Origin of the sequence: Alkalihalobacillus sp. AL-G (assembly GCF_030643805.1) — a bacterium.
GTDB lineage: Bacteria > Bacillota > Bacilli > Bacillales > Fictibacillaceae > Pseudalkalibacillus.
The window spans coordinates 1,389,146-1,412,957 of sequence record NZ_CP094656.1 but is presented as its reverse complement, the minus strand read 5'-3'; the positions used below and the strand labels follow the sequence as shown (position 1 = coordinate 1,412,957).

The window sequence follows — 23,812 nt, the reverse complement described above, 5'->3', positions numbered from 1 at the left end:
ATCCTCTCCCCCTTACTGCAATTGTTGCCGATTAAAAAAGTACATACTTAAGCCACACAAAACAACTAAAATCAACGCCCATATACTGATGGTTGCCATTTCATAATAAGAATAGATCGTAAATGCACCGTTCCCCATCCACCACCCGTGTGGATTCATGATTAGTGCAAACGGGTTAAAATACATTGCAAACACCATATTGGTATCAAGTGGAACAAATCCTGGTATTAACACACCGATACCTAGTAAAATCGCGAATGCAAAGAATACGAGATATGTATTTTTTATAAACACCGACAAAATGAACGAGATCCCCATGAATAGCAGCTGACATAGCGTGATACAAAGAACGAACAGACCGAGATATTCGAGAAAGGAAAAATTCCACCAAGAGATATATGGCAACGGCATTTCCGCATTAAAATAACTGCTGATCGGCACTTGCCATAGACCTGTATAATCATAAGTGAAAAAATAAGCAGCGAGTGTTGTACCTATTAAAATAGCAATTACACCGAGGTTCGCAATCGCTGCAGCTGCCAGCTTGTTCTGTACCAGCTTTCGGCCTCTTTTCGATGTGTAGCTGACCAAATGCGTCCGATTTTCGAACTCATAATTCGTGATTGAAGCTGTAATGAGGACGACGAGAATAATTAACTCAAAGATTAGCGCTCTCCCTAAATCTTTGAAAAGCAACGAGTGCATTTGGTACAGCTTACCCATGAAAAACAAATTCTTATGTTCACCATTTTCGATCAGTTGGTCCAAACGCACGTCTAGTTGTTCAAATTGATCTCGAATCGAATCAGCAGCTTCACCCTTAAATCCATACATTCTAATCAACGATTTGGCCGTACCTTCTAAGTTGATATCTTGGTAAGTTTCATCAATGTTTTGTGCGGTTCGGTAGTAACCCTCTATCAAGCCATACTTCAAAAGCTTCTGAAATTCTGATTCACTAAGTATATTATCGAACCGGAATTCATCATCGGACAGTAGCTCTGATGGATGCTGATAAGGCTCCCCTTTATCTGGCGCAACCTGGTTTACCCATGCGACTTTCTGTTTATAATCTGCCCCGAACTCCGTCAACATCCCGTCGTCCACTTCATACCCATACGTATCAACGAGATTGCTCAATACAGCCAGATCCTCTTTAATATCCGAATGACTCATCACAATGAATATGTTCAGAACTATGAAAAACCCGATAAGTGCTGGTAGGATTAACGTTCGGGCAATCTTCGATAATTCATGCTTGATAATCATTGAGTGCTGCCAGCTAACGTCATGTCGTCCTCATAAACGTGTAAAAACACGTCCTCCAACGTCGGTTTCACCTTTCTCCATTCTGGTAGTGCCTTATCCCTTGAAATAAACCGAATCGTCATTTGACCTCCATCCTGCCTCTCTTCAATCGACATATACTTGTTACGAAACGAATCAGCTTCTGAAAAAGATACGTCCGTTTCGTAAATCGAGTCCGCTAAAATGTCACAAATATTAGGGATTGTATCATTATATAAAATGGTTTTGTCCTTGATCATGATGATTTCATTTGCAATCGACTCAACATCCGATACAATATGAGTCGATAGGATGATGATTCGATCACGGGCAAGTTCTGTCAATAGCTTCCGGAAACGCGCACGCTCCTTTGGGTCCAGTCCAGCGGTCGGTTCATCAAGAATCAGGATCTTCGGATCGTTCAACATCGCTTGAGCAATTCCAACACGCTGGATCATCCCACCCGAAAACTTTTTCATCTTTTTTCTCGTAACGTCCGCCAAACCGACGAGCCTCAACAGCTCAGAAATTTTCCGTTTCGCCTCGTTTTTATCGATTCCTTTTAGCGCTGATAAATACATTAAATACTTCTCTGGCGTGTAATTTTTATAATAGCCGAATTCTTGTGGAAGATAACCGAGTTTATCACGGTATTGTTCATCAAGCTTCGTAACCTCAGTTCCGTTGTATAAAATATCACCATTTGTCGGAAACAACAGCGTCACGAGCATTTTAATCAAAGTCGTTTTTCCAGCACCATTTGGCGCCAACAAGCCGTACACCCCGTTTTCAAACTCGAGATTAATATTCTCTAATGCAGTGAAGTTTCCGAATTGCTTACTGACCTCATTGATAACGAGCATTTAAATCAATCCTTTCATCCGTGTGGCAAACAACAATTCATTAAGTTTTTTATAATATAGAACAATGCTACTTACTGCGATTACCCCATATACATAAAACGGAATATGGGTGAGGAAGTTAAGGTAGAACTCTGTGCTGTAATAGGATACAACTAGGTTCCCAATCACCCAACCAGATGCGATCATCAATTTTGGCTGTGGGGATTTCGCATGGAGTTGAACAAGTAGAAACACTACAGCAAACACAAACAAGGAAGTACTTGATAACAAAATTGCATAGAAATAATTCAACTCCTGCTGTATCATCAGAAAATAGATCAAAACACCATTCATGATCATACTGATGACACTGAATGCGAGCATTCGGAACGCAGCCAATTGGTGTAGATTATACTTACAAGTCATCTCCACCTCATATGACGGTTTCTGTTTTTGATTGAAAATGAACAGATATGCCATCACAGCATATGTAATCGGTGACCAAATGAAGATAGCTGTATACAAGTTGATATTCTCAAGCTCGACCCAATCAGAAATACTTAATCCGAATGTAAGCAAGACTGCAACTAAAACAAATAGTGTAAAAAGAATCTCCGTTAAATCATGAAAAACATGACGGAATCCAACGTGTCGGTACATCGTTACTAGATACGACCAAAAGGATGCCTTTGGATCAAGTCCATCTGCAACAATTGTGCGAACCTCTTTTGATATGGTTTCTTCATCAGGGTAAGGGATATTTTTCCAATCTCTATTCATTTTCATCCTCCTTTAACCGTTGTTGAAGCTTACGGATGGTCGCGTAATACTTGGTTTTCACAGTCGACTCGGTAATTTCTGTACTTGCTGCAATCTCAGCAAATGTGTACTGTCCATAAATTTTCAACCGGACAATGTGTTGGAGCTCTTGATCAAAACGTGCTAGCTCTTTGAGAACTAGTTCTGCATGTTCCTTCGTTTCCACATCGACTGTAAAGTCATCTGGTTCATATAATGATTCCTCTTGAATCTCTTCCGTTTGTTTTTGCTGCCTATAAAATTTTGACCGGTAGAAATCAATCAATCGGGAATTCGCCACTTTATAAAGCCACGTGCGAAATGATGCTCTTCCATCAAAGCTGTGAACCGTTCTTAGCATACTAATGAAAATCTCTTGAGTAATATCCTTTGCAAGCTCCTGATCCAAAGTTTGCTTATACACAAACGCAAAGATCTCCTTATAATACTTATGTACAAGCTGATTTGCGGAACTCTCACTTGAATGCTTCTTAATCGATTTTATCCATTTCAGTTCTTGGTTCATAACGTCCGCAATCACATCCAATCATACGCTGCAACTTTCCTTAGCTACTCTTATATTCGTAGCTTTACAACAAATAGTTTTAATTCATAAAAAAATTTTCCCTGAATCTATTTATACCATACAAAAAGAGCCTATTCTGTGAAATAGACTCTTGGAAATCGTATATGTTCTACTTTAAGATCATCTGGATTCGCTCGTTCATTTCGGCTTCATTTTTATACTCGAAAAATCCGATTCGATTACCCCATGGATCCAAAAACGTCGCCCATTTCACTGGCACCTCATCTCGTGAAGCGATTTCAAAATGTTCCACCTGAAGTTCCCGCTTCAAACGTTCCCGTTCACCCTCAATATCGTTAACCCCGAAACGCATCGGTCCATTCCCTTCTGTTGGAATGCCTTCCGCTACCTGAAGCCAACTACCAGGAATAAGTTCCCATTCTGCAAATCCATCATGCGGAACGAAATCCGGTTCACGGTTAAGCAATGTTTGATACCAATGCAGACCTTCCTCATAGTCTGAAACACGTACTTGAAATGTCATTTCGTAAATCATCGTTTTATCTCCTCCTCTCGATGGTTCACTGAAATTCCGTGCTCCAGGTAAAATTTCAGAAGTGTAAGAGCTTCACCCCAGCCTGTTGCACACATTATACACGTAGACAGATTTTCAACATCATAGCCTGTTTCAGTTACAGTAACAACGGTTCCATCCTCCACTTCCTCAAGCTGGAAATTCACGGTCGTAACCAGCTCTTTTCCAGGTGACCATTGGAATTCAAAACATTGATTAGGTTCTGCTTTGGTAATGGTTCCACCATCCTCAGCAGTCACGCTGTCAGGTCCCCATTTTTTCCATACTAATCGGATTTCACCTACCCCGTCTTCAATATCCACTCTTGTTCCATCCGTAAACCAAGCATCCCACCCTGCTCCTGTAGTTAAGGTTTCATACACTTTATCAGCATCTATACGTATCAACGTCTTATGATTGATTGCTGGTACGTTTTTCAAAATTCATTCCACCTAGCTTTCACTCGAGAATTCCAATAGTTCGATTTCGTTTCCAGAAGGGTCCTTAATAACCGTATATAGACCTGGTGGGCATGGACGCGGTTCATCGAACATGACTGGAGCACCCTTCGATTTTAGAAACTCAATATCTTCATTCAAGTTTTCAGAAACAAGCCCAAACAAGACACCTTGACCTGATCTTGATGAACGACCCTCCTCTTCCTCCAGTACGATCGGATAATCTGTGTTTACTAAGCTAACGATTTTTTCACCATAACGCTTCGACACCTTGAAACCTAACACGTTCGTATAAAAATCCAAAGCTTCATTCATGTTATGTACTTTCACTGTCAGGACACAAATCTTATTTAACATGGCACTACCTCCTTACATCGTATATTTCTAATCTATCAAACTTATGTACACAGAACTTCTTCTAGATTGCTATGTTTTCTCCTTTTCAAATAATAGCAGCGGTAAATTAATCAAAATAGGTGGGTCGTATGGCAACGGTTCCCTTATCTTGATGATCACTTTGAGCTCTGTATCTCTAGAAACTTGGAAACACGCATCTGACCTCCCTCTTAAATAGGAATCAGCTAAAAAGTAATCTTTCGGATTTAAACTCCAAGGCAAAGCGGCCGCTAATATATAAAAGGATCCATCAGGAATTTCTGTAAAGGAAACAACATTTTGATGATGACTAATCGCTGTTCCCATTATCGGCTTCTGGTCAGGGATAGGACGTGGAAATAACCCAATGAAAATAAGACCTTTGAAATGATTAGGTGACTTGATGTGACACGTTATTGAAGGATTTTTCCCTTGCAAATCCATTCGATTTTCCGGTTCATACTGATTTGTGAAACAATGTAGTTTAATCACATTATCTCGGAAGTCTTTCGGTGAAAGTCCAACTGTTTTTTTGAATCGTGTGCTGAATGTACCCATGCTTCTGAAACCGACGCTCAGCATGGATTTCAAAACCGGATGAAGATGAGTTGATGATCTTATGTTTCCCAGCCTCGATTCTGAGTGCGGACAGAAAGTGGCGTGGCGTTACACCTGTAACACTTTTGAAGACTCTGGTAAAATGAAACGGGCTATAACCGACATACCGTGCAAGTTCCTCTGTCGTCAGATCTTCTTCAAAATTCTCTTTCATATAGTTAATCGCTTTTTCAGTCATTCTGACTTGCATTTCATCCATAATGGTTCACCAAACCTCAATCAATACTTCAACTGGATCAACTGTATCCTGCAATTTACAATTCTACTAGTTTTAAAAAATCAGCTTTCCATGTACATTTACAGTTCCATCCCGAAGTGCAGTTTTGCGTATTCATTGAATCCATTGCTGTCGATTTCTTCTTTCGTAGAAATACCATCCACCATTTTTGTAAACGTTGTATTCGTCAACGTCTTATTCCCGTTTTTAGTGAGCTGAGTGATGAGAGGTCTTTTGTTAAAAGGAGATTCTTCCTTATGAATCAGGATCGATTGGATCTCATCGAATTCACATACATGAGATACAGGATGTTTCGAATCAAAGGCGTATCCGATGTTCCAATTTGAATGCTTATTCTTCAATTTCATTTCAAGGATAAAATCACCAAAATCGGTTTCTTCTTTCTTAACTCGGAACTCACCATTTCGAGAGGTGACGATCTCTCCGGTCAAAGGAACGGGTATTAACGGCAAGTTTCCCCCAAAGCCAGAATCGATCAAATAAGTCTCCCCATCATGATTCAAAAGAATGGCAACATGGGTTCTGCCAAGGTCCGACCACGCATTTTTTTCATTATTGAAAACCTCTCCTCGAATCAACCTTGCATCAAAGCCACTTTCAACAAGGAAAAAATAAAGAAGCGGATTTAGTTCATAGCATAGGCCACCTTCATTATTTACCAATAGCTTCTCAATCAGGTTTTCCCTCGTAATTTCTTTTGTGTTCTTGGTTATGATCGATAAATTTTCAAAAGGAATGGTCACTGCTGCCTTTTCAAGAACGGTTTTCAAAGCTTCAAAAGTAATCGTTTCATTTTCCGGATAACCGATTCTTTTGCGGAATAAGCGGTTCAGATCCGTCATTTTCGATACCCCCATAGGATTTATAAGAAGATCTTGATTTGACATGGTCCACAATTTGAGAACTCACTTCTTTGACACTCAGTTTATCTGTTTTGATCAATTCTTGAAAGCATTTACTCTTGAAGGCTTCTACACACTTTTTCGTTTGTTGGAAGCACCAGTTCCCTTCCTTCTCGCCACGTTTTTCAAGCCTCTCGTAGATGGTTTCCTCCTCGGCATTGAGACAGAAATGAAAGGTTTGTTTGTCCAGTTGTTTAAATCCTTTGTATATGTACTGGAATCTCTCCTTGTCGTAGATGGTCATAGGAACGATCAGGTTCTTTCCGTATCTCTTTTTTAAAAGTTGAGCTACATTTACAGTTAGTATTTTCCAAAGTTCAATATCTTGGAAGTCGCCAGTTCTCTCTCCTGGTAGCATGACGTCTTCGGTGACGATATTCCGTAGCATGTAACCGACTTCCTCTGGATCATACAGCATGCTGTTCCCGATCGCATTCACGAGTTCATTGGCAACACTCGTTTTCCCAACTCCGAATGCCCCGTTAATCATGATAATCATTCAGTTCACCTCTCTTGTTCAAGTTTAGCAAAAATAAGCACTGTGATTGTCATTAATTTATGTTTAAACGTAAATAGGTTAGGTGCTCAGATATGAAACTTCACCGGTAAAGCTTCGGGGGTTCATGCGGAAACACGTCCATTCGCCCCTCGGCTGTTCGCCTGGATAATTCCGGCGTACTAAAGGAATACAATTTAAATTTTTATAACTTCATTGACTTTTCCTCATGACTCCGATAAGCTATTGAATAATTTTGCAAAATTATAAATTTGATTCGTACTTTATCGAATCAATTAAAAACAGGTGATTTTGATTGAATACAGATTGGTTTATTTCACATGTGCACATGGTTTATTCCCCATTTCGCGAAATGGTGGCGAGCTTACATGTTCTTACGAATCCAAGTCATCATTTAGCGAGAAAACAGTGGGCAGAGCAAACAAAAGAGCAGTTTTCAAAAAAATTGACGGAGGATTTCGAGTTTTTCGCTCAGATTACGAATCAGTGGTTCAACTTCTTGGACCTTGACGACTATTTACAAATCCGTGAAAAACAAGTGGAGGAAGCGATTGAACGGCTAGTACAGTTAGATGATTACGCCTTTCTCCGTTTTCTGCTTGGAGACCGTTACAAGATCGTCCCAGAAAAACGGACGAAATTCGAACAATATGCATTTGACCGAACACCAATGATCAAACGGAAGCTTACTGATTTTTTGTATGACTATCACATGAAATTTTTTGCGAGGGAATTGTTTCGAGTTGAACCTTGGCTAATTAAAGCTGTCCATGAGCTTAAAAAACAATATACAGAAAATCCAGTCGAGGCGCTCGACTCGTTGCACCCACGTTTTCAGATAACGGACAAAGCGCTAGCCTTTTATAAAGCAGACACATATCGTTTTCAAATCGATCAGCTGGAATCCCTGACCCTCTATCCGTCAACGTTCGTAGCACCACATTTACTGGTTGGGCTCGAGGTTCCGCATTTGATCGTATACATGCATGTTCAACTTCCAAGCGAAGAACGTCCGATCGATGATGTTCCAAGTGATTTAATCGAAATTTTAAAAGCCCTGGCTGATCCGAATCGATTACGATTAGCACGCAAGCTTTTGTATCACAGCTATTGTACACAGCAGCTCGGTGACGAATTCGGTCTGGCAAAAGCGACCATCTCAAAGCATTTGAAAATTCTCGAAAATGCAAATGTGATCACAAGTGTACGCCAAGGTCATTACGTTTTTTATCAAACAGATGTAACTCGGCTGAGCATGCTTCGGGTGGATCTCGATCAGTTTTTCGATCAGCCATTGCTTCAAAAGGAGGAATCTTAATGTGGTTAACGTTCCGAGCAACTTTCATCCGTAATTTCATCACAATGAAACGCGCCTATCCGTGGTCCTTTTTCGTCGGTCATATCCTGACAGGTGTTTATCTTACTTTGTTTGCATTTCTTACCTATCATTATGTATTTGATCAGTCGATGGATGGTCAATTCCAATCATATGCTGAAACAGGAGATTACTTGTCGTACGTCATATCTGGCGCATTGCTTTATACGTTTTCAGTTTCACTTCTCATGATCGTAAGCCGCGCTCTGATAACGGAATTAAGAGAGGGAACGCTTGAAGCGCTTCTCCTGACACCATCTTCACGCAAAGGTTATTTTCTCGGGTATTTAAGCCAAGGCTTCATGCGGATGGGTATTGAATTTATTGCGATGCTTTTATTAGGAGCCCTGTTCGGCTTGACGTTTTCCAATGTAAACTTACTTGCAACTGGCACCGTCCTGGCTGTATTCATCACCTGCCTATTCAGTCAAGCGTTGGTATTAGGAGGCTTCATGCTCCAGTTCCGAGATACGTATCTGACACAAAATACCCTGTTCATTTTGATGGGGCTTGTCTGCAGCATTACGTTTCCGATTGAATATTTACCACAATCAGTCCAGTGGATCGGACTCATCATGCCTTTGACACATGGAATCGATGCATTCCGCGATGTATTTGTGGAAGGTGCTGGGATAATCGCTGTCAGAGAAAGTATTTATTGGCTCATTGGACTGACGATCATCTACTTTCCAGTAGGCTCACTATTTTTACAACGGATGGAACGAACTGTACTCGAAAAACATTTCGGATAAAAGGGGGCTACATATATGTTAGAGGCAAAAGGCATTACGAAAACCTATACAGTTAAGCAAAAAGCAGGTCTATTACGCTCAAAAAAACAACCCGTCCATGCCGTAAAAGGCATTGATTTAACTATACATCCTGGGGAAATCGTCGGGTTACTCGGACTTAATGGGGCAGGTAAAACAACGACAATCAAAATGCTTTCGACATTACTCACACCAAGCTCGGGAACGATTTCAATTGATGGATATGACGTTGTACAAAATGCGAAATATCTCAAACAAAAGGTGAACATGATCGCAGGCGGCGAAAGGATGCTCTACTTCCGCCTGACCGGAAAAGAAAATCTAGATTATTTCGGACGGTTGTATGGGTTGAAAGGGAAGCAACTCGCGAGTCGTGTGAACATCTTACTCAACCAAGTCGAATTAGAGAACGCTAAAGACATGCCCGTCGAACGGTATTCAAAAGGAATGAAACAACGGCTTCAAATCGCTCGTGGTCTGTTGAATGAACCGAAGTACTTGTTTCTCGATGAACCGACCTTAGGCTTGGATGCACCGATCGCCCGCCAGCTCCGTTCAACAGTTAGAAACCTTGCTAAACAGGAGCATAAAGGAATTTTACTGACGAGCCATTACCTTGAAGAAGTCGAGGAATTGTGTGACCGTGTCTATATTATCGATAAAGGAGAAGTCATTATGCATGACAGCCCGGCACGGATCGTCGGGCAAATCGTCACCGACTATCGAGTTGTTGTGTCTACCACGATTTTACCGGATGAGATGCAACAGAGAATGTTTTACACCGCTTCAAACAAACAGGTTCAACTAGCCTTCGAGTTAACGGAAGAAGGCTCCCGGTGCGAGGCGGTAGCGAGCTTCGATCCGACCCAAGTCGTCATCGATCTATTCATCACGAACAACCTGCCTATTTTAAAAATGGAAATGAAGCTGCCTAAACTGGAGGATGCGATACTTCAACTCGCGAAGGAGCGATCCGCATGAGATGGATAACAGGAATGTGGGCAGAAATGGTCAAAAGCCATCAACACAATTTTCACAGTAAAATGATCTATTTTTCATTGTTGATCTGGCCGGTACTGCTATTTCTGACTTCCTACTATTCATTGAAACCATTTAACTTGGAAGCTACTTCGCCAATAGCCGAATTTGTTGATCCAGACTCGATCATGTTATTTCTGTTGACGGGATTTCTCGGTTATATCTTTTTCTGGAGTCTGGTGCAGTCCGCTTGGCAAACGTCCTATGAACGTCAGACAGGAACACTCGAACTGATTTTCCTGACTCCTGTCTCAAGGCTTGCATTCGTGTATGGAAGATCTGCTGGAAATTTATTCGAAGCGGCTTGGCTGTTCACCGTCTTTTCAGTTCTTTTATTAGTAGCGCTTGGAGGTCCACAAAGCATTATCTGGTCAGCACTTCCAATCGCATTTCTGATTCTAATCATTTCCGCGGTCGTATGGGGTGGATTCCTCAATGTCGTGTTTTTATTCTCAAGAGATGCATCCATCCTGTTCACGATTTTAGAGGAGCCGATGCAATTCTTCGCCGGTGTCCGATTACCTGTAGCAGCCTTTCCAATCTGGGGGAAAGTGATCGCTGTCGTGTTCCCGCTCACCTTCGTACTCGATATTTTTCGTGGATTAGTAATTAAAGGGCAACATCTTAGCCAACTCTCCACTTCACTTTTCATATTGGCAGGGATTTTGATTGGACTCATTTTTCTCACAACCTTGCTCATGAAATTAGCAGAAAAACACGCAAAACAATCAGGAAATATGGTGTTGTTCTAGTTGAAATTTGAAAAGGGTTGATTCAAAACTAGGGTCAACCCTTTGATTTCCTTTAAAAAGAAATTCAACTTGTCTTAATTTAATTATGTATTAAAATTAATCATAGATTCATCGTAACAAGGCTTTAAGTCCTAGCACACATGTAAGATTACTGTCACTTATTTAAGTGTTGATTTTCAGATTAAACTGATAAGGAGTCAGATTAAATATGAATTTAAAATATAAAATTATACCCGATGATAAAATTGAATGCTGTAGGGATATATGCAATGAACTTATGACCTTTCAAAAGTCAAAAGCATACATAACACCGGAATTATTCGACAGTATGAGTTTTGACACACGGATGGTTCCTTCAGTAAAAAGTGCACTATACAATTATATTGTGATAGTTAAAGATGATGATAAAATAGTAGGTTATGTATATACAAATATCTCTCCCAAAGAAACGTATTCGAATGAATTTGCCACTTTTTTTGACCTTTCTTCTATTAGTAGAAATAATGTAGGTTGCTTATCTCAATTTTATATTAAAGAAGAATACAGACAATATGGAGTTGGGTCTACACTTTTCAAGATGTCTATGAAGTGGTTGAAGAAATTTGATGATGTTGAAGATTATTTTATCTTTGTCTCGAACGGTAATGATAACGCCTTGGAATTCTATAAACGTAAAGGATTTTCTGTTAATCATGATATATTGGATGGGTTTATAACCGTTTTACGAAACAATAAGCCAAATTAAAAACAAGGTAGATCTTAGGATTTTAATACCCAAGGCTGTTGCTTAAAGCATTGTTGCGAATTAAAGCCACTCCAATGTCATTGTTCCGGGCTGGTTTCACTTGCACTTGTTATTTCAATTTCTTTTAAAGCTTGGGATGCCAATTGGTCCGCTTCCTTATTTCTTTTTCGTGAAACGAGTTCATAATCTGGAGTAATACCTAACTGCTTGAGTTTACTTTCAATTCGTTCAGCCCATTTTGATAATTCCTCTTCAAAACACGGCCATTCACCCTTTAACTGATTGATCACAACCTGGGAATCACCAATAAATTTTACAGGCAAATGATGGACTCCTAAAAGCTCTAATTCTTGTAATCCGAGATGAAGCGCAGCGTATTCTGCCTCGTTATTAGTATCCAGTTCTTCGATAAAAGCGTTTTTTCGAAGTCGAAATGATTTCCCGCTTTGATCATAATAGATTGCACAGCCTAAACCTGATTTTTTTGATTCAAGATCAAAACCGCCATCAAAATAAACAGTGACGTTGTGTGGCTCGGTTTCGATTCCCTTTAAAAATTTCTTTAATTCTTTCATGTTCCATGTATTTTCAAGGCTGTCGACGAACGTTAAACTTTTTGTACGCCCTGTTCTTTCTAAGTCCTCAGCTATTAATATACCGTCCCCCGCACTCATTTCCCCAGAACTGAATGTTGTTACTGTTCCTTTTGGCGTTTTATATGTAAATTCGATTCTGACATTCATAATTCCCCTCCTTAACAAGGATATTTTGGGTGGAAAATTAGTATTTCCAGGAGTTCTTTTGGAATTTCTTGAATACTTATACCAGTGTGCCCTTCATAAACAGAATTATTTCATGTTAGGTTTATCGTATCCCCGATTGCACCTAAAACCTCATTATTTTCCAAAGCGACGAACCATCCGTCCCAGCCTTCATCTAAGCATGATACTTCTATTCTGATTCTTTTATGATTGTAGAACTCTCCATTAATTCGTTCGATGTATATTCACCAGACTGTCTTCAAATGCATTCCTATAGCCATGAGAACATACTTTAGAGATGCCTACACATGCTGAAGATTGGCTTTTTGAACCATGATCATGTTAATTTCTCCTCCAATGCGTAGTTAACGGCTTCTATTGCGTGAATTAGAGTTGTATCAAATAGTGGGACGTCCGAGTGTTCTTGTTTAATCAACAATCCAATTTCTGTACAACCTAGTATTATTCCTTCTGCCCCATTCTCGATTAAGCATTCAATCACTCTTTTAAAATAGTCTCTCGATGACGGATTGATTTTGCCCAAGCATAATTCGTCAAAGATTATTTTATTAATGGTTTCTCTTTCGCTGGCATTGGGCACTTGAACCTCTATATCGTTGGACTCGATTCGTGATTTATAAAAATCTTGCTCCATCGTATACTTGGTACCGAGCAGACCTACTGTAGTGCTACCCTGTTGCTTAATTTTAATCGCTGTTGCGTCTGCAATGTGTAGAACCGGAATGTTGATGTGATCTTGGATATCCTGAACAACCTTATGCATCGTATTCGTGCAAATGACAATAAAATCCGCACCCCCTTTTTCTAACGAGAGTGCAACATTCCCCAATACTTTCCCACCTTCGTTCCAGTTGCCTTCTGACTGATAACGCTCAATCTCGTCAAAATCAACACTATATAAAATGCACTTCGCCGAATGTAATCCTCCTAGACGTTTTTTCACCTCTTCATTAATGACTCGATAGTATTCAAGAGACGATTCCCAACTCATTCCTCCTATAAGACCGATCGTTTTCATAAATTACCCCCTCTTGACCTCTAAAAGTCCTTTTCCTATTGCCATGTAATATGCACTTACAGTAAACCGCTGTGTAATTTTACGATGTTCAATCATTGATTCAATTTCATCAATATTTATCAGCTTCACATCAACAAATTCAGCAGGGTCAAAGTCCTGAGAGTAAGTCTGGAAAGCATCAACGATAAGAAAGGCCACAACCTTATTGTTTTGAATTGCGTGAAAAAGGAGCACTTATCTTGAAAGAGAAGTGCCCGTTTGAGAATAAGCTTATTACACTTTAAAGAGGAATGCGCCAGTTGGTAAAATCAATAAACCCAATTACTACTTAGTTAAAGGTATTTTAATATCATCACCTATTAAGAGAATGCAATCCTCACGATCCTTTACAGGAGCAAATACCATGATATATTCATCATCTGCCCCCTGCATTTCACCTTTACTGAAAATCGGATCGACTCTTGCTCCAGATGACCTCAAGAATACACCAGATTTTTTTCCATCAACAATATAACCAAATTCTTCATCAATTTTCCTTGCATTAAGGTATTGAAGTTCCAGTTTGCTCTTTACTTGGTATTGTACTCCATTTTCATCAGTTAGGAGTCTGGTGTCAGGGCCAGTGACCACAACTCTTGTTTCAAGTGCAGAAAACTCGACCTGCCTAATCGTGTAGGTTATATTTTTAAAAGTAAACTCTTTATTAATCTCTATTGTTTCTCTTTCTAAAATAGCCGATTGATCGACCTTGAACTCTAGTGGCCAATCGGTCTGTACTCTCCCTGACCCATTACCATCATAAATCGTCAAATCTTGTATTTCTAAACGAATGTCCTGTCCTGTATATTCTTTGATGGATTCGAATGATAGGGCTTCTGCTACTAAGTTTTCCTTACGATTATAATACCTGCTCCCCCAACCAACATTATCTAACTCGACTTTATGATTACCGGCTATGAGGTTGATCGACGTTTTACCTTCAAAAATATCCAGATAATAGTTCTTTAAATCTGTTTTTTTACTTTGAAAGGTTAATAAAAGCTTCGTCTCCTTATCATCAGTCATTACTCTTTCAAAATTCACTCTTATGTCCTGCGTCTTGTCATAAAATGTTTGATCAAGAATTTGCCCATGACCCATTTTGATTGCAGTCCTAACTCCTATATCATCAATATGTTTACTAGAAAAAATATTCTCATAACCCTCTTGATTCCGATTTGTTTGTGTGTACGTTGACTCAGTCAAATTTTCATATCCAAAATAAAAGATATAGGGAATGAGCACAAGACTCACCATTACCGTTAAGATAGGGTTTAGGATTCTACTTTTAAACAAACCCAACTTTTTTTGATGGCCCAGTGCATTGAGTATTTTATATTTTTCTTCTGTACTAATTCCAGTATCTTTAAATACTGTCTCATCCATACTTTCACGAAGTTTAGTTAATTTCTCATCCATGATTGATTACTCACTTCCCTTCAATTTCCTTTCGGAGTAATGATTTTCCTCTTCTAAGTCTACTCTTAATGGTTTGTTGGTTGATTCCCGTAAGTTCATTTATTTCCCTTATTGTTAGGTCTTCATAATAAAAAAGGATGATGGCTTCCCGGTATTTTACTGGAAGTGATAGTACCTTATTCGAAAAATCAAGCTTTTCATCTTCCTCAATCACTTGATCTTCTATGGAAGGTTCACCATTATGCAGATTATCCCTAAGGCGCTCAACGATATTGAACTGTCTATAAGATCTAAGCCTTAACGTATCTTTTGCTTTATTGACTGCAATTTGATACACCCATGTTTTTATATTTGATTCTCCACGAAAAAGATGATATTTGTTGTAACATGTAATGAATACCTCTTGTGTTACGTCCTCAGTTATACTCCAGTCCTTGATATATGTATATATCAGTCTCTTGATTGCATCACCGTATTCATCAATGAGTTGTTCAATAATTTCTTCGAGTGATTCATTATTGACAAAATGTATGGTGTCTTCCAATTTACCATTCCCCCTTACCTCTCCTATTTTGTTTGACGGGAAAATTGAAAAAATTGTTTCGTTTTTACAGTATTAATTTTACATACGAAAAAAGATAGTTCAATATATAATCTAGAACTGGACAACACGCTCCGATATACTGTATTAAAAGAATGGATTCAATGGAAGAAAGGATGATTGGATGTCTGCAGAAACCTATGTAAATGCACGTGTCACTCGACGTTTTAATGCCTCACCAGAACAAGTTTTCGACGCATGGCTCGAGCCTGAAAAAGTGATCGAATGGATGTTTCCTAAAGGTGAGATAGTTCGGGTCGAAATCAATCAGTGTGTCGGTGGCCATTTTTCTTTTGTTGATAAAAGGAATGGCGAGGAAGTTGACCATACTGGGGAATATCTTGAAATTAAGCAGCCGAACCGTCTTGTATTCACTTGGGGAATCCCGGCAGAATCTCCAGATTTCGATCAGGTCTCCATTAATATCGCTCCTGTAGAAAACGGATCTGTTCTAACTTTAATTCACGAATTACATCCAGACTGGGCAGGTTACAAAAGTGAGTCAGAAAACGCCTGGACAATCATGCTTGAAGCTATGGATAAAACCCTTTCGTAAATAGGGTGCCAAATTAGATTGAATTTTCACAAATAAAACAACCCCCTCCTCATTTTTGAGAAAGGGGGTATATCTATATTATGCTGTTTACCAACTAGCTTTCTTAAGTCCGGGTATTTGTCCTCTATAAGCAAATTCACGAAGGCAGATTCGACATAGCTTGAATTTTCTCAACACACTGTGTGGTCTGCCACATTGCTCGCATCGGGTATATTCACGTACCTGATACTTCTGAGGCTTATGTCCTTTTACAACTAAAGACTTTTTGGCCATGTTAGCAACCTCCTTCTTATTTGTATAAAAGGATAGTATACTATAAATCCAGCCTGCTAGCTAATGTAAAATATGGAATTTAATTTCCAGGATACCGTCATAAGTAATATTATAAATGAAATAGTAATTTAAGTGCCTGAAAAGCAAAATAAAAAGCGAATCCAAACATGCATAACCCCGATAAAACCGAAATGCCTTTTAACATTCGCACCGTAAGGATTTTTCTAAAACCACTTGAAACACAAGCCATCGTAATATCCCATAGCATCAATCCGATTAAAATTGCTCCGCCATACAACACTAAATGAATTTGATCATATCGAGTAATCGTATTCGCTAATACCGAACCATAGATACCAAGCCAAAACAAAATAGATAGGGGATTCGTTATCGATATTAAAAATCCTGTTGTGAATGTTCTTTTTAACGAGCTTGTCTCTCTGCTGTCATTAACTTCTATCTTTTGCGAACTAACAATACTCTCAACGCCTGTATATATCAATACGAAAGTTCCGAACAGCCATAAAAAGGATTTCATGAATGGAATCTCTAAAAAATGAACGACCCCAAAAAAGACGGCCATGATAAAAAATAATTCTGCAACAATGGAACCTAGACCGATTACCCATGAATGAAAAAAGCCATTTTTAATCCCTTGATCAATTTGAGCAGCATTGATCGGACCAAGGGGCGCAGCAAGAGATAATCCCAGGAAAATATAACTAAAGAATACACTCAAAGCTTTCACTCCTTAAAAACTTAGTAGCTTGTACAAATGTATTCATCAGCTTTAAGATGTATTACCTTATACTATTAATCCGAACCCTATAAAATATGGGGAATTAAAGCATTTACCGCTTGGTTGCTTGATTGGTTTCCTCAATCAATCTCAATAGATCCTTTGCCTTTTGCACTTGTTTTTTATTAGCTTCTGTATTCAACAATGGATCATGTTCCGCTCGATTTAATGTTTCCTCCGCTAGTTTTACGTGCTGTTGTGCCTCTGTAAACCCTGTCTGGTCTTCCTGAGCCCTTTCTACTGCTAACTTTGCATTGTTCAATTGGTCCATAACACCATCAAAACTCGGTTGGTTTGAATCCATATATTTATTTCTCCTTCCTCAAAACCCTTTTTATAGTATTATTTTGCCACCTCAACAGGTTATTTCACCTGTAAATTTTTGGATTAAGTCGACCCTTACATAATCCTCCGCTTTTATTATCTCCTATAATAAACCCTTTTCATTTCGCACAACATATATTTATTGGTACCAATTAAGTCGTCTCTAAGCTGTTATTGGGAGGATTACGATGAGCAAAGTTAAGGAAGGAAATAAGGGTAGCTTAAAGTGGTGGCACTTATCCTTGATGGGGATTGGCTGCACGATTGGGACGGGCTATTTCCTAGGTACAAGCATTGGTATAAAGATCACTGGACCTTCCATTGTCTTCTCATTCATTTTGGCAGCGGTCGGAACGTATATCGTATTTAATTTACTTGCAAAAATGACAGCTGATGATCCTCAAGAAGGATCGTTTTGTTACTATGCACATAAAGCTTTTGGCAGGTGGGCTGGTTTTAGTAGCGGTTGGAACTATTGGTTTTCAAATATCCTGATCATGGGTAGTCAATTGACCGCTCTTTCAATCCTTTCAAAGTTTTGGTTCCAAAATGTCCCTCTGTGGATTTTTGCAGCGGGATTTGCCGTGCTTTCGATCTTCGTCGTTCTGTTAGGGACGAAGGGATTTGATAAGGTCGAAGATATCCTTGCCGTCATCAAAACCGCTGCAATTTTCATGTTTATTATCCTTGCCACTGTTGCACTTTTTGGATGGGTGGACGGGGGTACTGAACAACCGGGTATCCCTAATTCCACTAATGAATTCTTTCCTGAGGGTCCGATCGGATTTTGGTCCTCTCTCATCTATGCTTTCTATGCTTATGGAGGAATTGAAGTGATTGGACTTTTGGCGATACAGCTCAAAAATAAAGAAGATGCCCCAAAAGCCGGAAAAGTCATGTTGACTTTACTGATGGTGATCTATGTCATTTCCCTCGGACTCGCAGTAACAATGGTTCCCCTGGAAGCGTTCACTGAGAAAGAAAGCCCTTTTGTAACTGCACTGTCTTCCTATCAGTTACCCTTTTTTCCGCACGTTTTTAACGGGGCTATAATTATCGCTGGGTTTTCAACAATGACGGCAGCATTATACGGAGTCACCACCCTTCTAGTCACAATGGCAAAGGATGGAGATGCTCCTTCTGCTTTTTCTAAAAAAATCAAATGGTTTAAAGACTTGCCTCTTCCTTCGTTAGGTCTGGGTGCTGCTGGATTATTGGGGTCGGTCATTACAGCACTTTTACTTCCAGAAAAAATTTATGAGTATATTACGACTGCCGCAGGCATCTTAATTTTGTATAACTGGTTCTTCATCATAATTTCCGCCTATAAAATCCTTCAAATCAAGCTATGGGATAAACTCGCTTCAGTTATAGGCATCCTTTTAATTCTTACAGCTATAAGCGGAACTATTATGGAAAAGGATGTACGCCCAGGCTTTTTAGTTACCTTAGTGTTCATTATCCTTATTGGTGTTATTTGCATGATCATGAAAAAAAGAGTCTGGGACAAAGCCAACGACTAAGGAAACAAAAAAGTGCCTAGCTATAGACACTTTTCCTTTAATCTAATCCTTATCACGTTGTTCGATTTTATCAATACTCGTGTCGGGACCATCTGGTTCTTCTGCAAATTCTGTAACAAAGCGTTCTCTCGGTACGAGTTCCCGGTTTCGATCAGGGTCTTCATCAGGTAATATTTGTGACAGCATATATTTATGGAAAAACCATTCACCTACTACAATCCCGATTGTCGCATAAAATGAAGCTAATCCTAATGGAAAATCAACTTCAATAAACGCACCCCCAACCAACCAAATCCCGAGATAAGCCAGGCCAAAGTCAGCTAAAGTGGCAACTGCATTTCCATATCTCGGTAAAATGAATAAATCACCAATCAAGTAAGCTGCGACCGTAACAAAAAGGCTGATACCCAAAATATCTCCGAATGTTACCCCATATACCAGTCCTAAAACGATGTACAGAACTGCAGTAACCATGATGAATTTTATTAACAAAGCTCTTAGATGTTTCATCTTCAACCTCCTTTTTACAATAATTTCCCCAATTATGTATCCATTATTCGGAAAAAGTTTCCAACTAGTAAGGAAGAACTTAATTTTTCTCATTTTAGTTTATTATATCGAATCAGATGGATAATACAAGAAACAAGGAGGCTAATTCATATGAGTGATTTATCATTGCATGTCAATGGGATGAAATGTGAAGAATGCGTTGAAACCGTGGAAAATGCACTATCTAAGCTTGGTGGAGTTGAAAGAGCGCTTGCAGATTACAAAAGCGGGTTAGTTAAAATTGAATACAATGATCAAAACCTTAAAGAGGAACAAATTGTAAACACAATTGTACAATCGGGGTATACGGTATCTAAGGAAGGAATTCCTTACTCATGAAAAAGGGGGTATATGTTCCCAATCGGAAAACAATCCGATTGGGGAATACACTGATTTAATGTGAACTTAGGCTGGTGTCTTTTGCGCTTTTCCGCTCGAAAGTAAAAATCGATGGGTGAAATATTCCATTCCAGCCAACAAAACACCTGTTAATACCGCCCCAAGGAGTGTTACCGAAGGAACCCAAAGCAAATTAGAAACAAAATACACAATGACAACTGACGCTACAAAGTCAGCAATGATACTGAACCAAAATGTCCCTTGTCTCAATATCAGATACTCCATGAAAACCCCTGCTACTGCAAGAATCAATCCAACGATTATCGGCTGCCACATGGATTCATAGTCTACACCTGGAAACAAGAACATCGCAATGATGACAGCAACGGGACAAGCAATGATTTTCATTAATAAACTAGTCATAGGACATCCCATCCTCGATCACACATATTTTCAAGCCTGATTAATCAAGGATTATTTTGCCCAAAAATCTAATAATATTTAGTTCATTAAAATTTTTTGTTCTTTTAATCTACTTTTCCAATTGCTCCGACCACATCATAATCCTCAAGATTTAGCTCCAGTTCTTTTCCAAGTGCCAGCTTTGCAAGTTCAGCACCTAAATAAGGCCCGCTTGTTAATCCTGACGCACCTAAACCGTTTGCAACCAACAACCCTTCAAACTCTGGTACAGCACCAATTACCGGGAGAAAGCCAGGAGTAAACGGCCGAAAGCCAACCTTTGCTTCGAGCATCGTGCTATTCATTAGGCCCGGTGCTACCTTCAAAGCTTTGTCTAAAATTTCATACACACCACCCGCAGTAACACGGCAATCAAGCCCTACCTCATTTTCATGGGTTGCGCCAACGACTACTCGTCCACCTTCAAACGTGAGTAAATACTGATCATTTGGTGGCATCACAACCGGCCATTCATTCGTAGATGAGTTCGGAATATCGAGATGAACGATTTGCGCTTTCTGATAGGATACTAAGAACGTTACACCTAATGGCTGCAGGAGCTCACTTCCCCATGCACCTGTCGTTATGACAACTTGATCTGCAGATAAGGTCTCCCCGTTCATTACCACACCTGTCACTCGCGTACCTTCATGGACAAGCTTGGCATTCCCCTTTAAAATTGTTGCACCGTTCTTTTTAGCAGCAGTAATAAGAGACTTACGCAATGCCCCACCATTCACACGAGCCGCTCCACTTACATGAACGGAACCATATTCCTCGGATAGCGGCGGGAACAATGCCTTTGTTTCAGCAGGTGATAAGCGTGTAATTTCCCCGATCTCTGGTGCATCTTTGTGGCGTTTCAATGCTCGCTCTACCATCTTATCTAATTTTTTCTCATCGGTATGTAAACTGATTGCACCGACCCGGCTATAGCCCGTTTCCGTTTCACCATCGGCCTCTAACTTCCCCATCAATTCCGGATAGTATCTTGCTCCACCTTTTACGAGTCGATACCAGGCCTTGTTCCGCCGCTGCGAAAGCCAAGGGCAGACAATTCCTGCTGCCGCTTCAGTCGCTTGTCCAACGTCATTACGATCAACTAATGTAACGTCCGCCCCTCCTTTTACAAGATGATAAGCGGTGGACGCCCCAAGGATCCCTGCTCCAACTACGATTATTTTCTCCATTTTAAAAACACCTTTTCCGTATAGTTCAATGTTGTTTGTATTTTATCATTTTACAACATAGAAATCATTGTCCTACCTGTAAATTGAAAATAAAGTTGTTTAATTTTAAAACCTCAAACTATTTAATTTTTGATGTAAAATACTTCACTTCACTTAAAATAATAAAGTCGTTTAAATTTATTTGTTACTCCACAATAGCGTCCGTTGAAGATCGTTATAGGATGGATGCCGGCGCTAATCTTACAGATAAGGCTACTTATGAAAAAGATAACCTTTATAATGAATCCCTGTTTTGTGGATATGGATCCATTATATAAATAAATTCTGTTCTCTCATGAGTTTAGCAAACACTGAGTCCATACCTAATACTATCCTCAAACCATAACGATTCCACTGCAGCACAAACTAAAGTCTTCGCTAATAGGCAAAACAACAAATGAATGTGATATTAATGGACCATTTTATTGTAAGGGACCTCCTTTTCACTCAAATTTCGCTACGTATAAAAGACCCCTCACCGATAATTCAGATAAATGTTTTGCCATATATTTTGCCGAATATTTCATATCATTTTCTAACCAATAGGTGATCAACCCGAGATTTGCAAAGGAAATATAATGAATGAGGACCTCTTTAGGAACATTCATTTTTTCAGGATGTGGATGGAGCTGATCTATTCTTTCATTCATAAATTGTTGGATGATCTTCAGCATACGATGTTGAAAAGAAGGAACACCTTTTTCTCCCATCATCACTTGAAAAAAGAAGGCGTTCTCATAGATAAATTGAAACAGCCTCTCAAAAACCGGACTGGAATCTTTATTCTCCGTAAATTCCCCCATACTTTTTGGTGCTACATATGTTGCCATGGATAATAGCATATCGTCGATGGTCTGATCGAGCAGATCAAATTTATCCTGGTAATGCTGGTAAAACGTAGCACGATTAATGTCTGCCTCTTGGGTTAAATCACGTACCGTGATGGCATCAAATCCTTTTTGTTTAATAAGAGAAAGCAATGCTTCTTTTAAATAGCGTCGTGTTTTTTTTATGCGGGGATCGATTGTTTTTTTCATAACAACAATGTGCCTCCTTTTGTTTATTTTCTCCGATTTTTCAATATAAAAAGGGTTTATTTGTTGTCTAAGCAACATTTCCACCGTAATCATCGGTTGTAATAGCAAATAATGACAAATACAATGATAACATAACAACATGTTGTTTAAGTATACAGTGTGTTGGGGGAATGGGCATCGAAGAATAATAAGCGGGAGCACTTTGTATAGTAAGAATTTAAGAATAAAGGAGTTTTGAGAGAATGAATGAAGAAAATAAACTTTTTAGCCAAACCGAAGAAATGACAGTTCAGAGTATGGCAAAGTCTATCAATCAATATTTACAGCAACATTGGAAATCTGTTATACAAATAAACTATAATGAACTATTAGCTAAGTTCGACGACATAGGTGAGGCTACGTATGGTATTTATCTCAAAAAGTTAATGACTCCAATCTTTGATGAAATGACGAATGCTGGTTTTATCTTAAACCCTGGCTTTGTTCTTCCTAATTCAATCGAACACTGGGGACCGCCTGAGGAACGTGAAAGGTGTATGTGGTGTGTAGTAAAGAATAAGGATCAAACCCCTATCGGAACACTTGTTGTAAGGGTCTTTCATTCTCATACAAAGTTTGATGTTCCTTTGGCTCCAAATTTTTTTGCCATAGAAGAAACAGATAAAGATGCAATTATAGAGATGATTTCTAATGCTTCTATACGACTAAATAAAAGGTTTCGCGGTGTGGTGCACCGAGATATAAATGACGAATCCATACAAAGATGGGAATATAGTGCGGAAAATGGCTTAAGCGATTATTTACATTCGAACCAAGATGCAACAGAGGTAAGTAATCTGGATCATGCCCTTTCTCGATGGGGAAGGCAAGGATGGGAACTTACATCTGTTGTTCCTCATGATGGCCGTCTGATCGCTTTTTTTAAACGTCCTAAAAAGATTAATTAAATCTTTTACTCTCCAAAATGAGGTAGACCGTAGCCACGACTTAGTTCTTCTAAAAAATAGGGAAAGAATGCGGGGACTATCTCTTACACCACAAATAATG

General features: G+C 39.2%; 31 protein-coding genes. 9 read left to right on the top strand and 22 right to left on the bottom strand.

The window, feature by feature from the left end; all coding sequences use genetic code 11:
• Positions 1-12: 12 nt before the first annotated feature.
• The 11 genes from MOJ78_RS07260 to MOJ78_RS07210 form a co-directional block, all read right to left on the bottom strand.
• A complete protein-coding gene (locus MOJ78_RS07260; protein WP_304980523.1) occupies positions 13-1,269 on the bottom strand; it encodes a hypothetical protein in 1,257 nt (418 codons plus the stop codon).
• Complete coding sequence (locus MOJ78_RS07255; protein ID WP_304980522.1) at positions 1,266-2,150, bottom strand: ABC transporter ATP-binding protein; 885 nt, start codon at positions 2,148-2,150, stop codon at positions 1,266-1,268. Before MOJ78_RS07255 ends, MOJ78_RS07260 begins: the two co-directional genes overlap by 4 nt.
• A complete protein-coding gene (locus tag MOJ78_RS07250) occupies positions 2,151-2,909 on the bottom strand; it encodes a hypothetical protein (RefSeq protein WP_304980521.1) in 759 nt (252 codons plus the stop codon). It abuts the gene before it with no gap.
• Positions 2,902-3,453: an RNA polymerase sigma factor gene (locus tag MOJ78_RS07245; RefSeq protein ID WP_304980520.1), complete on the bottom strand. Its 552-nt coding sequence runs from the start codon at positions 3,451-3,453 to the stop codon at positions 2,902-2,904. The genes MOJ78_RS07250 and MOJ78_RS07245 overlap by 8 nt, the downstream gene beginning before the upstream one ends.
• A gap of 169 nt (positions 3,454-3,622) precedes the next feature.
• Entirely contained in the window at positions 3,623-4,009 is a 387-nt protein-coding gene (locus MOJ78_RS07240) for a VOC family protein (protein WP_304980519.1), read from the bottom strand.
• Positions 4,006-4,467: an SRPBCC family protein gene (locus MOJ78_RS07235; protein ID WP_304980518.1), complete on the bottom strand. Its 462-nt coding sequence runs from the start codon at positions 4,465-4,467 to the stop codon at positions 4,006-4,008. Before MOJ78_RS07235 ends, MOJ78_RS07240 begins: the two co-directional genes overlap by 4 nt.
• Positions 4,468-4,479: 12 nt before the next feature.
• A complete protein-coding gene (locus MOJ78_RS07230; RefSeq protein WP_304980517.1) occupies positions 4,480-4,842 on the bottom strand; it encodes a VOC family protein in 363 nt (120 codons plus the stop codon).
• A gap of 69 nt (positions 4,843-4,911) precedes the next feature.
• Positions 4,912-5,187: a hypothetical protein gene (locus MOJ78_RS07225; RefSeq protein WP_304980516.1), complete on the bottom strand. Its 276-nt coding sequence runs from the start codon at positions 5,185-5,187 to the stop codon at positions 4,912-4,914.
• A 166-nt stretch (positions 5,188-5,353) separates the two neighbouring features.
• Positions 5,354-5,677 carry an AraC family transcriptional regulator gene (locus MOJ78_RS07220; protein WP_304980515.1) on the bottom strand — a complete coding sequence of 108 codons (324 nt, stop codon included), beginning with the start codon at positions 5,675-5,677 and terminating at the stop codon, positions 5,354-5,356.
• Positions 5,678-5,775: 98 nt separating this feature from the next.
• Positions 5,776-6,558, bottom strand: coding sequence for an arylamine N-acetyltransferase family protein (locus tag MOJ78_RS07215; RefSeq protein WP_304980514.1), 783 nt, complete (start codon positions 6,556-6,558; stop codon positions 5,776-5,778).
• The gene (locus tag MOJ78_RS07210; protein ID WP_304980513.1) at positions 6,506-7,117 is read right to left on the bottom strand and encodes an AAA family ATPase; all 612 of its coding nucleotides are present in this window, start codon (positions 7,115-7,117) and stop codon (positions 6,506-6,508) included. The genes MOJ78_RS07215 and MOJ78_RS07210 overlap by 53 nt, the downstream gene beginning before the upstream one ends.
• A 313-nt stretch (positions 7,118-7,430) precedes the next feature.
• On the opposite strand from MOJ78_RS07210, the gene MOJ78_RS07205 reads away from it, so the two are divergent.
• The 5 genes from MOJ78_RS07205 (at position 7,431) to MOJ78_RS07185 (ending at position 11,815) form a co-directional block, all read left to right on the top strand.
• Positions 7,431-8,453, top strand: coding sequence for an ArsR/SmtB family transcription factor (locus MOJ78_RS07205; protein WP_304980512.1), 1,023 nt, complete (start codon positions 7,431-7,433; stop codon positions 8,451-8,453).
• Positions 8,453-9,262 (top strand): ABC transporter permease, encoded by an 810-nt coding sequence (locus MOJ78_RS07200; RefSeq protein WP_304980511.1) that lies wholly within the window; start codon positions 8,453-8,455, stop codon positions 9,260-9,262. Before MOJ78_RS07205 ends, MOJ78_RS07200 begins: the two co-directional genes overlap by 1 nt.
• Positions 9,263-9,277: 15 nt before the next feature.
• Complete coding sequence (locus tag MOJ78_RS07195) at positions 9,278-10,261, top strand: ABC transporter ATP-binding protein (RefSeq protein WP_304980510.1); 984 nt, start codon at positions 9,278-9,280, stop codon at positions 10,259-10,261.
• Entirely contained in the window at positions 10,258-11,070 is an 813-nt protein-coding gene (locus MOJ78_RS07190; protein ID WP_304980509.1) for an ABC transporter permease, read from the top strand. Before MOJ78_RS07195 ends, MOJ78_RS07190 begins: the two co-directional genes overlap by 4 nt.
• 208 nt (positions 11,071-11,278) lie before the next feature.
• Complete coding sequence (locus MOJ78_RS07185) at positions 11,279-11,815, top strand: GNAT family N-acetyltransferase (RefSeq protein ID WP_304980508.1); 537 nt, start codon at positions 11,279-11,281, stop codon at positions 11,813-11,815.
• Positions 11,816-11,892: 77 nt separating this feature from the next.
• Here MOJ78_RS07185 and MOJ78_RS07180 read toward each other — a convergent pair whose 3' ends face one another.
• From MOJ78_RS07180 to MOJ78_RS07165, 4 genes are all read right to left on the bottom strand, one after another.
• On the bottom strand, positions 11,893-12,558 hold the full coding sequence (locus MOJ78_RS07180; protein WP_304980507.1) for a reverse transcriptase-like protein: 666 nt from the start codon (positions 12,556-12,558) through the stop codon (positions 11,893-11,895).
• Between the two features lie 355 nt (positions 12,559-12,913).
• The gene (locus tag MOJ78_RS07175) at positions 12,914-13,615 is read right to left on the bottom strand and encodes an aspartate/glutamate racemase family protein (protein WP_304980506.1); all 702 of its coding nucleotides are present in this window, start codon (positions 13,613-13,615) and stop codon (positions 12,914-12,916) included.
• A 324-nt stretch (positions 13,616-13,939) separates the two neighbouring features.
• The gene (locus tag MOJ78_RS07170) at positions 13,940-15,073 is read right to left on the bottom strand and encodes a hypothetical protein (RefSeq protein ID WP_304980505.1); all 1,134 of its coding nucleotides are present in this window, start codon (positions 15,071-15,073) and stop codon (positions 13,940-13,942) included.
• 10 nt (positions 15,074-15,083) lie between these two features.
• A complete protein-coding gene (locus MOJ78_RS07165) occupies positions 15,084-15,617 on the bottom strand; it encodes a sigma-70 family RNA polymerase sigma factor (protein ID WP_304980504.1) in 534 nt (177 codons plus the stop codon).
• A 181-nt stretch (positions 15,618-15,798) separates the two neighbouring features.
• Between MOJ78_RS07165 and MOJ78_RS07160 the strand changes: the two genes are divergently transcribed.
• On the top strand, positions 15,799-16,230 hold the full coding sequence (locus MOJ78_RS07160) for an SRPBCC family protein (RefSeq protein WP_304980503.1): 432 nt from the start codon (positions 15,799-15,801) through the stop codon (positions 16,228-16,230).
• Between the two features lie 87 nt (positions 16,231-16,317).
• Here the strand turns inward: MOJ78_RS07160 and MOJ78_RS07155 are convergent, their stop codons facing one another.
• From MOJ78_RS07155 to MOJ78_RS07145, 3 genes are all read right to left on the bottom strand, one after another.
• Entirely contained in the window at positions 16,318-16,503 is a 186-nt protein-coding gene (locus tag MOJ78_RS07155) for a type Z 30S ribosomal protein S14 (RefSeq protein ID WP_304980502.1), read from the bottom strand.
• Between the two features lie 109 nt (positions 16,504-16,612).
• Positions 16,613-17,242 carry a LysE family transporter gene (locus tag MOJ78_RS07150; protein WP_304980501.1) on the bottom strand — a complete coding sequence of 210 codons (630 nt, stop codon included), beginning with the start codon at positions 17,240-17,242 and terminating at the stop codon, positions 16,613-16,615.
• A 112-nt stretch (positions 17,243-17,354) separates the two neighbouring features.
• Positions 17,355-17,606 (bottom strand): hypothetical protein, encoded by a 252-nt coding sequence (locus MOJ78_RS07145; protein ID WP_304980500.1) that lies wholly within the window; start codon positions 17,604-17,606, stop codon positions 17,355-17,357.
• A gap of 208 nt (positions 17,607-17,814) precedes the next feature.
• On the opposite strand from MOJ78_RS07145, the gene MOJ78_RS07140 reads away from it, so the two are divergent.
• Complete coding sequence (locus MOJ78_RS07140) at positions 17,815-19,149, top strand: amino acid permease (RefSeq protein ID WP_304980499.1); 1,335 nt, start codon at positions 17,815-17,817, stop codon at positions 19,147-19,149.
• A gap of 42 nt (positions 19,150-19,191) precedes the next feature.
• Here MOJ78_RS07140 and MOJ78_RS07135 read toward each other — a convergent pair whose 3' ends face one another.
• Entirely contained in the window at positions 19,192-19,659 is a 468-nt protein-coding gene (locus MOJ78_RS07135; RefSeq protein WP_304980498.1) for a YndM family protein, read from the bottom strand.
• A gap of 150 nt (positions 19,660-19,809) precedes the next feature.
• Between MOJ78_RS07135 and MOJ78_RS07130 the strand changes: the two genes are divergently transcribed.
• Positions 19,810-20,037 carry a heavy-metal-associated domain-containing protein gene (locus MOJ78_RS07130; RefSeq protein ID WP_304980497.1) on the top strand — a complete coding sequence of 76 codons (228 nt, stop codon included), beginning with the start codon at positions 19,810-19,812 and terminating at the stop codon, positions 20,035-20,037.
• Positions 20,038-20,103: 66 nt separating this feature from the next.
• Here MOJ78_RS07130 and MOJ78_RS07125 read toward each other — a convergent pair whose 3' ends face one another.
• The 3 genes from MOJ78_RS07125 to MOJ78_RS07115 form a co-directional block, all read right to left on the bottom strand.
• On the bottom strand, positions 20,104-20,460 hold the full coding sequence (locus tag MOJ78_RS07125; RefSeq protein WP_304980496.1) for a DUF2512 family protein: 357 nt from the start codon (positions 20,458-20,460) through the stop codon (positions 20,104-20,106).
• Positions 20,461-20,564: 104 nt separating this feature from the next.
• The gene (locus MOJ78_RS07120) at positions 20,565-21,689 is read right to left on the bottom strand and encodes an NAD(P)/FAD-dependent oxidoreductase (RefSeq protein ID WP_304980495.1); all 1,125 of its coding nucleotides are present in this window, start codon (positions 21,687-21,689) and stop codon (positions 20,565-20,567) included.
• A gap of 482 nt (positions 21,690-22,171) precedes the next feature.
• Positions 22,172-22,765: a TetR/AcrR family transcriptional regulator gene (locus MOJ78_RS07115; protein ID WP_304980494.1), complete on the bottom strand. Its 594-nt coding sequence runs from the start codon at positions 22,763-22,765 to the stop codon at positions 22,172-22,174.
• Positions 22,766-23,007: 242 nt separating this feature from the next.
• Here MOJ78_RS07115 and MOJ78_RS07110 point away from each other — a divergent pair, with 242 nt between their 5' ends.
• Positions 23,008-23,712 (top strand): DUF6022 family protein, encoded by a 705-nt coding sequence (locus tag MOJ78_RS07110; protein WP_304980493.1) that lies wholly within the window; start codon positions 23,008-23,010, stop codon positions 23,710-23,712.
• Positions 23,713-23,812: the final 100 nt, after the last annotated feature.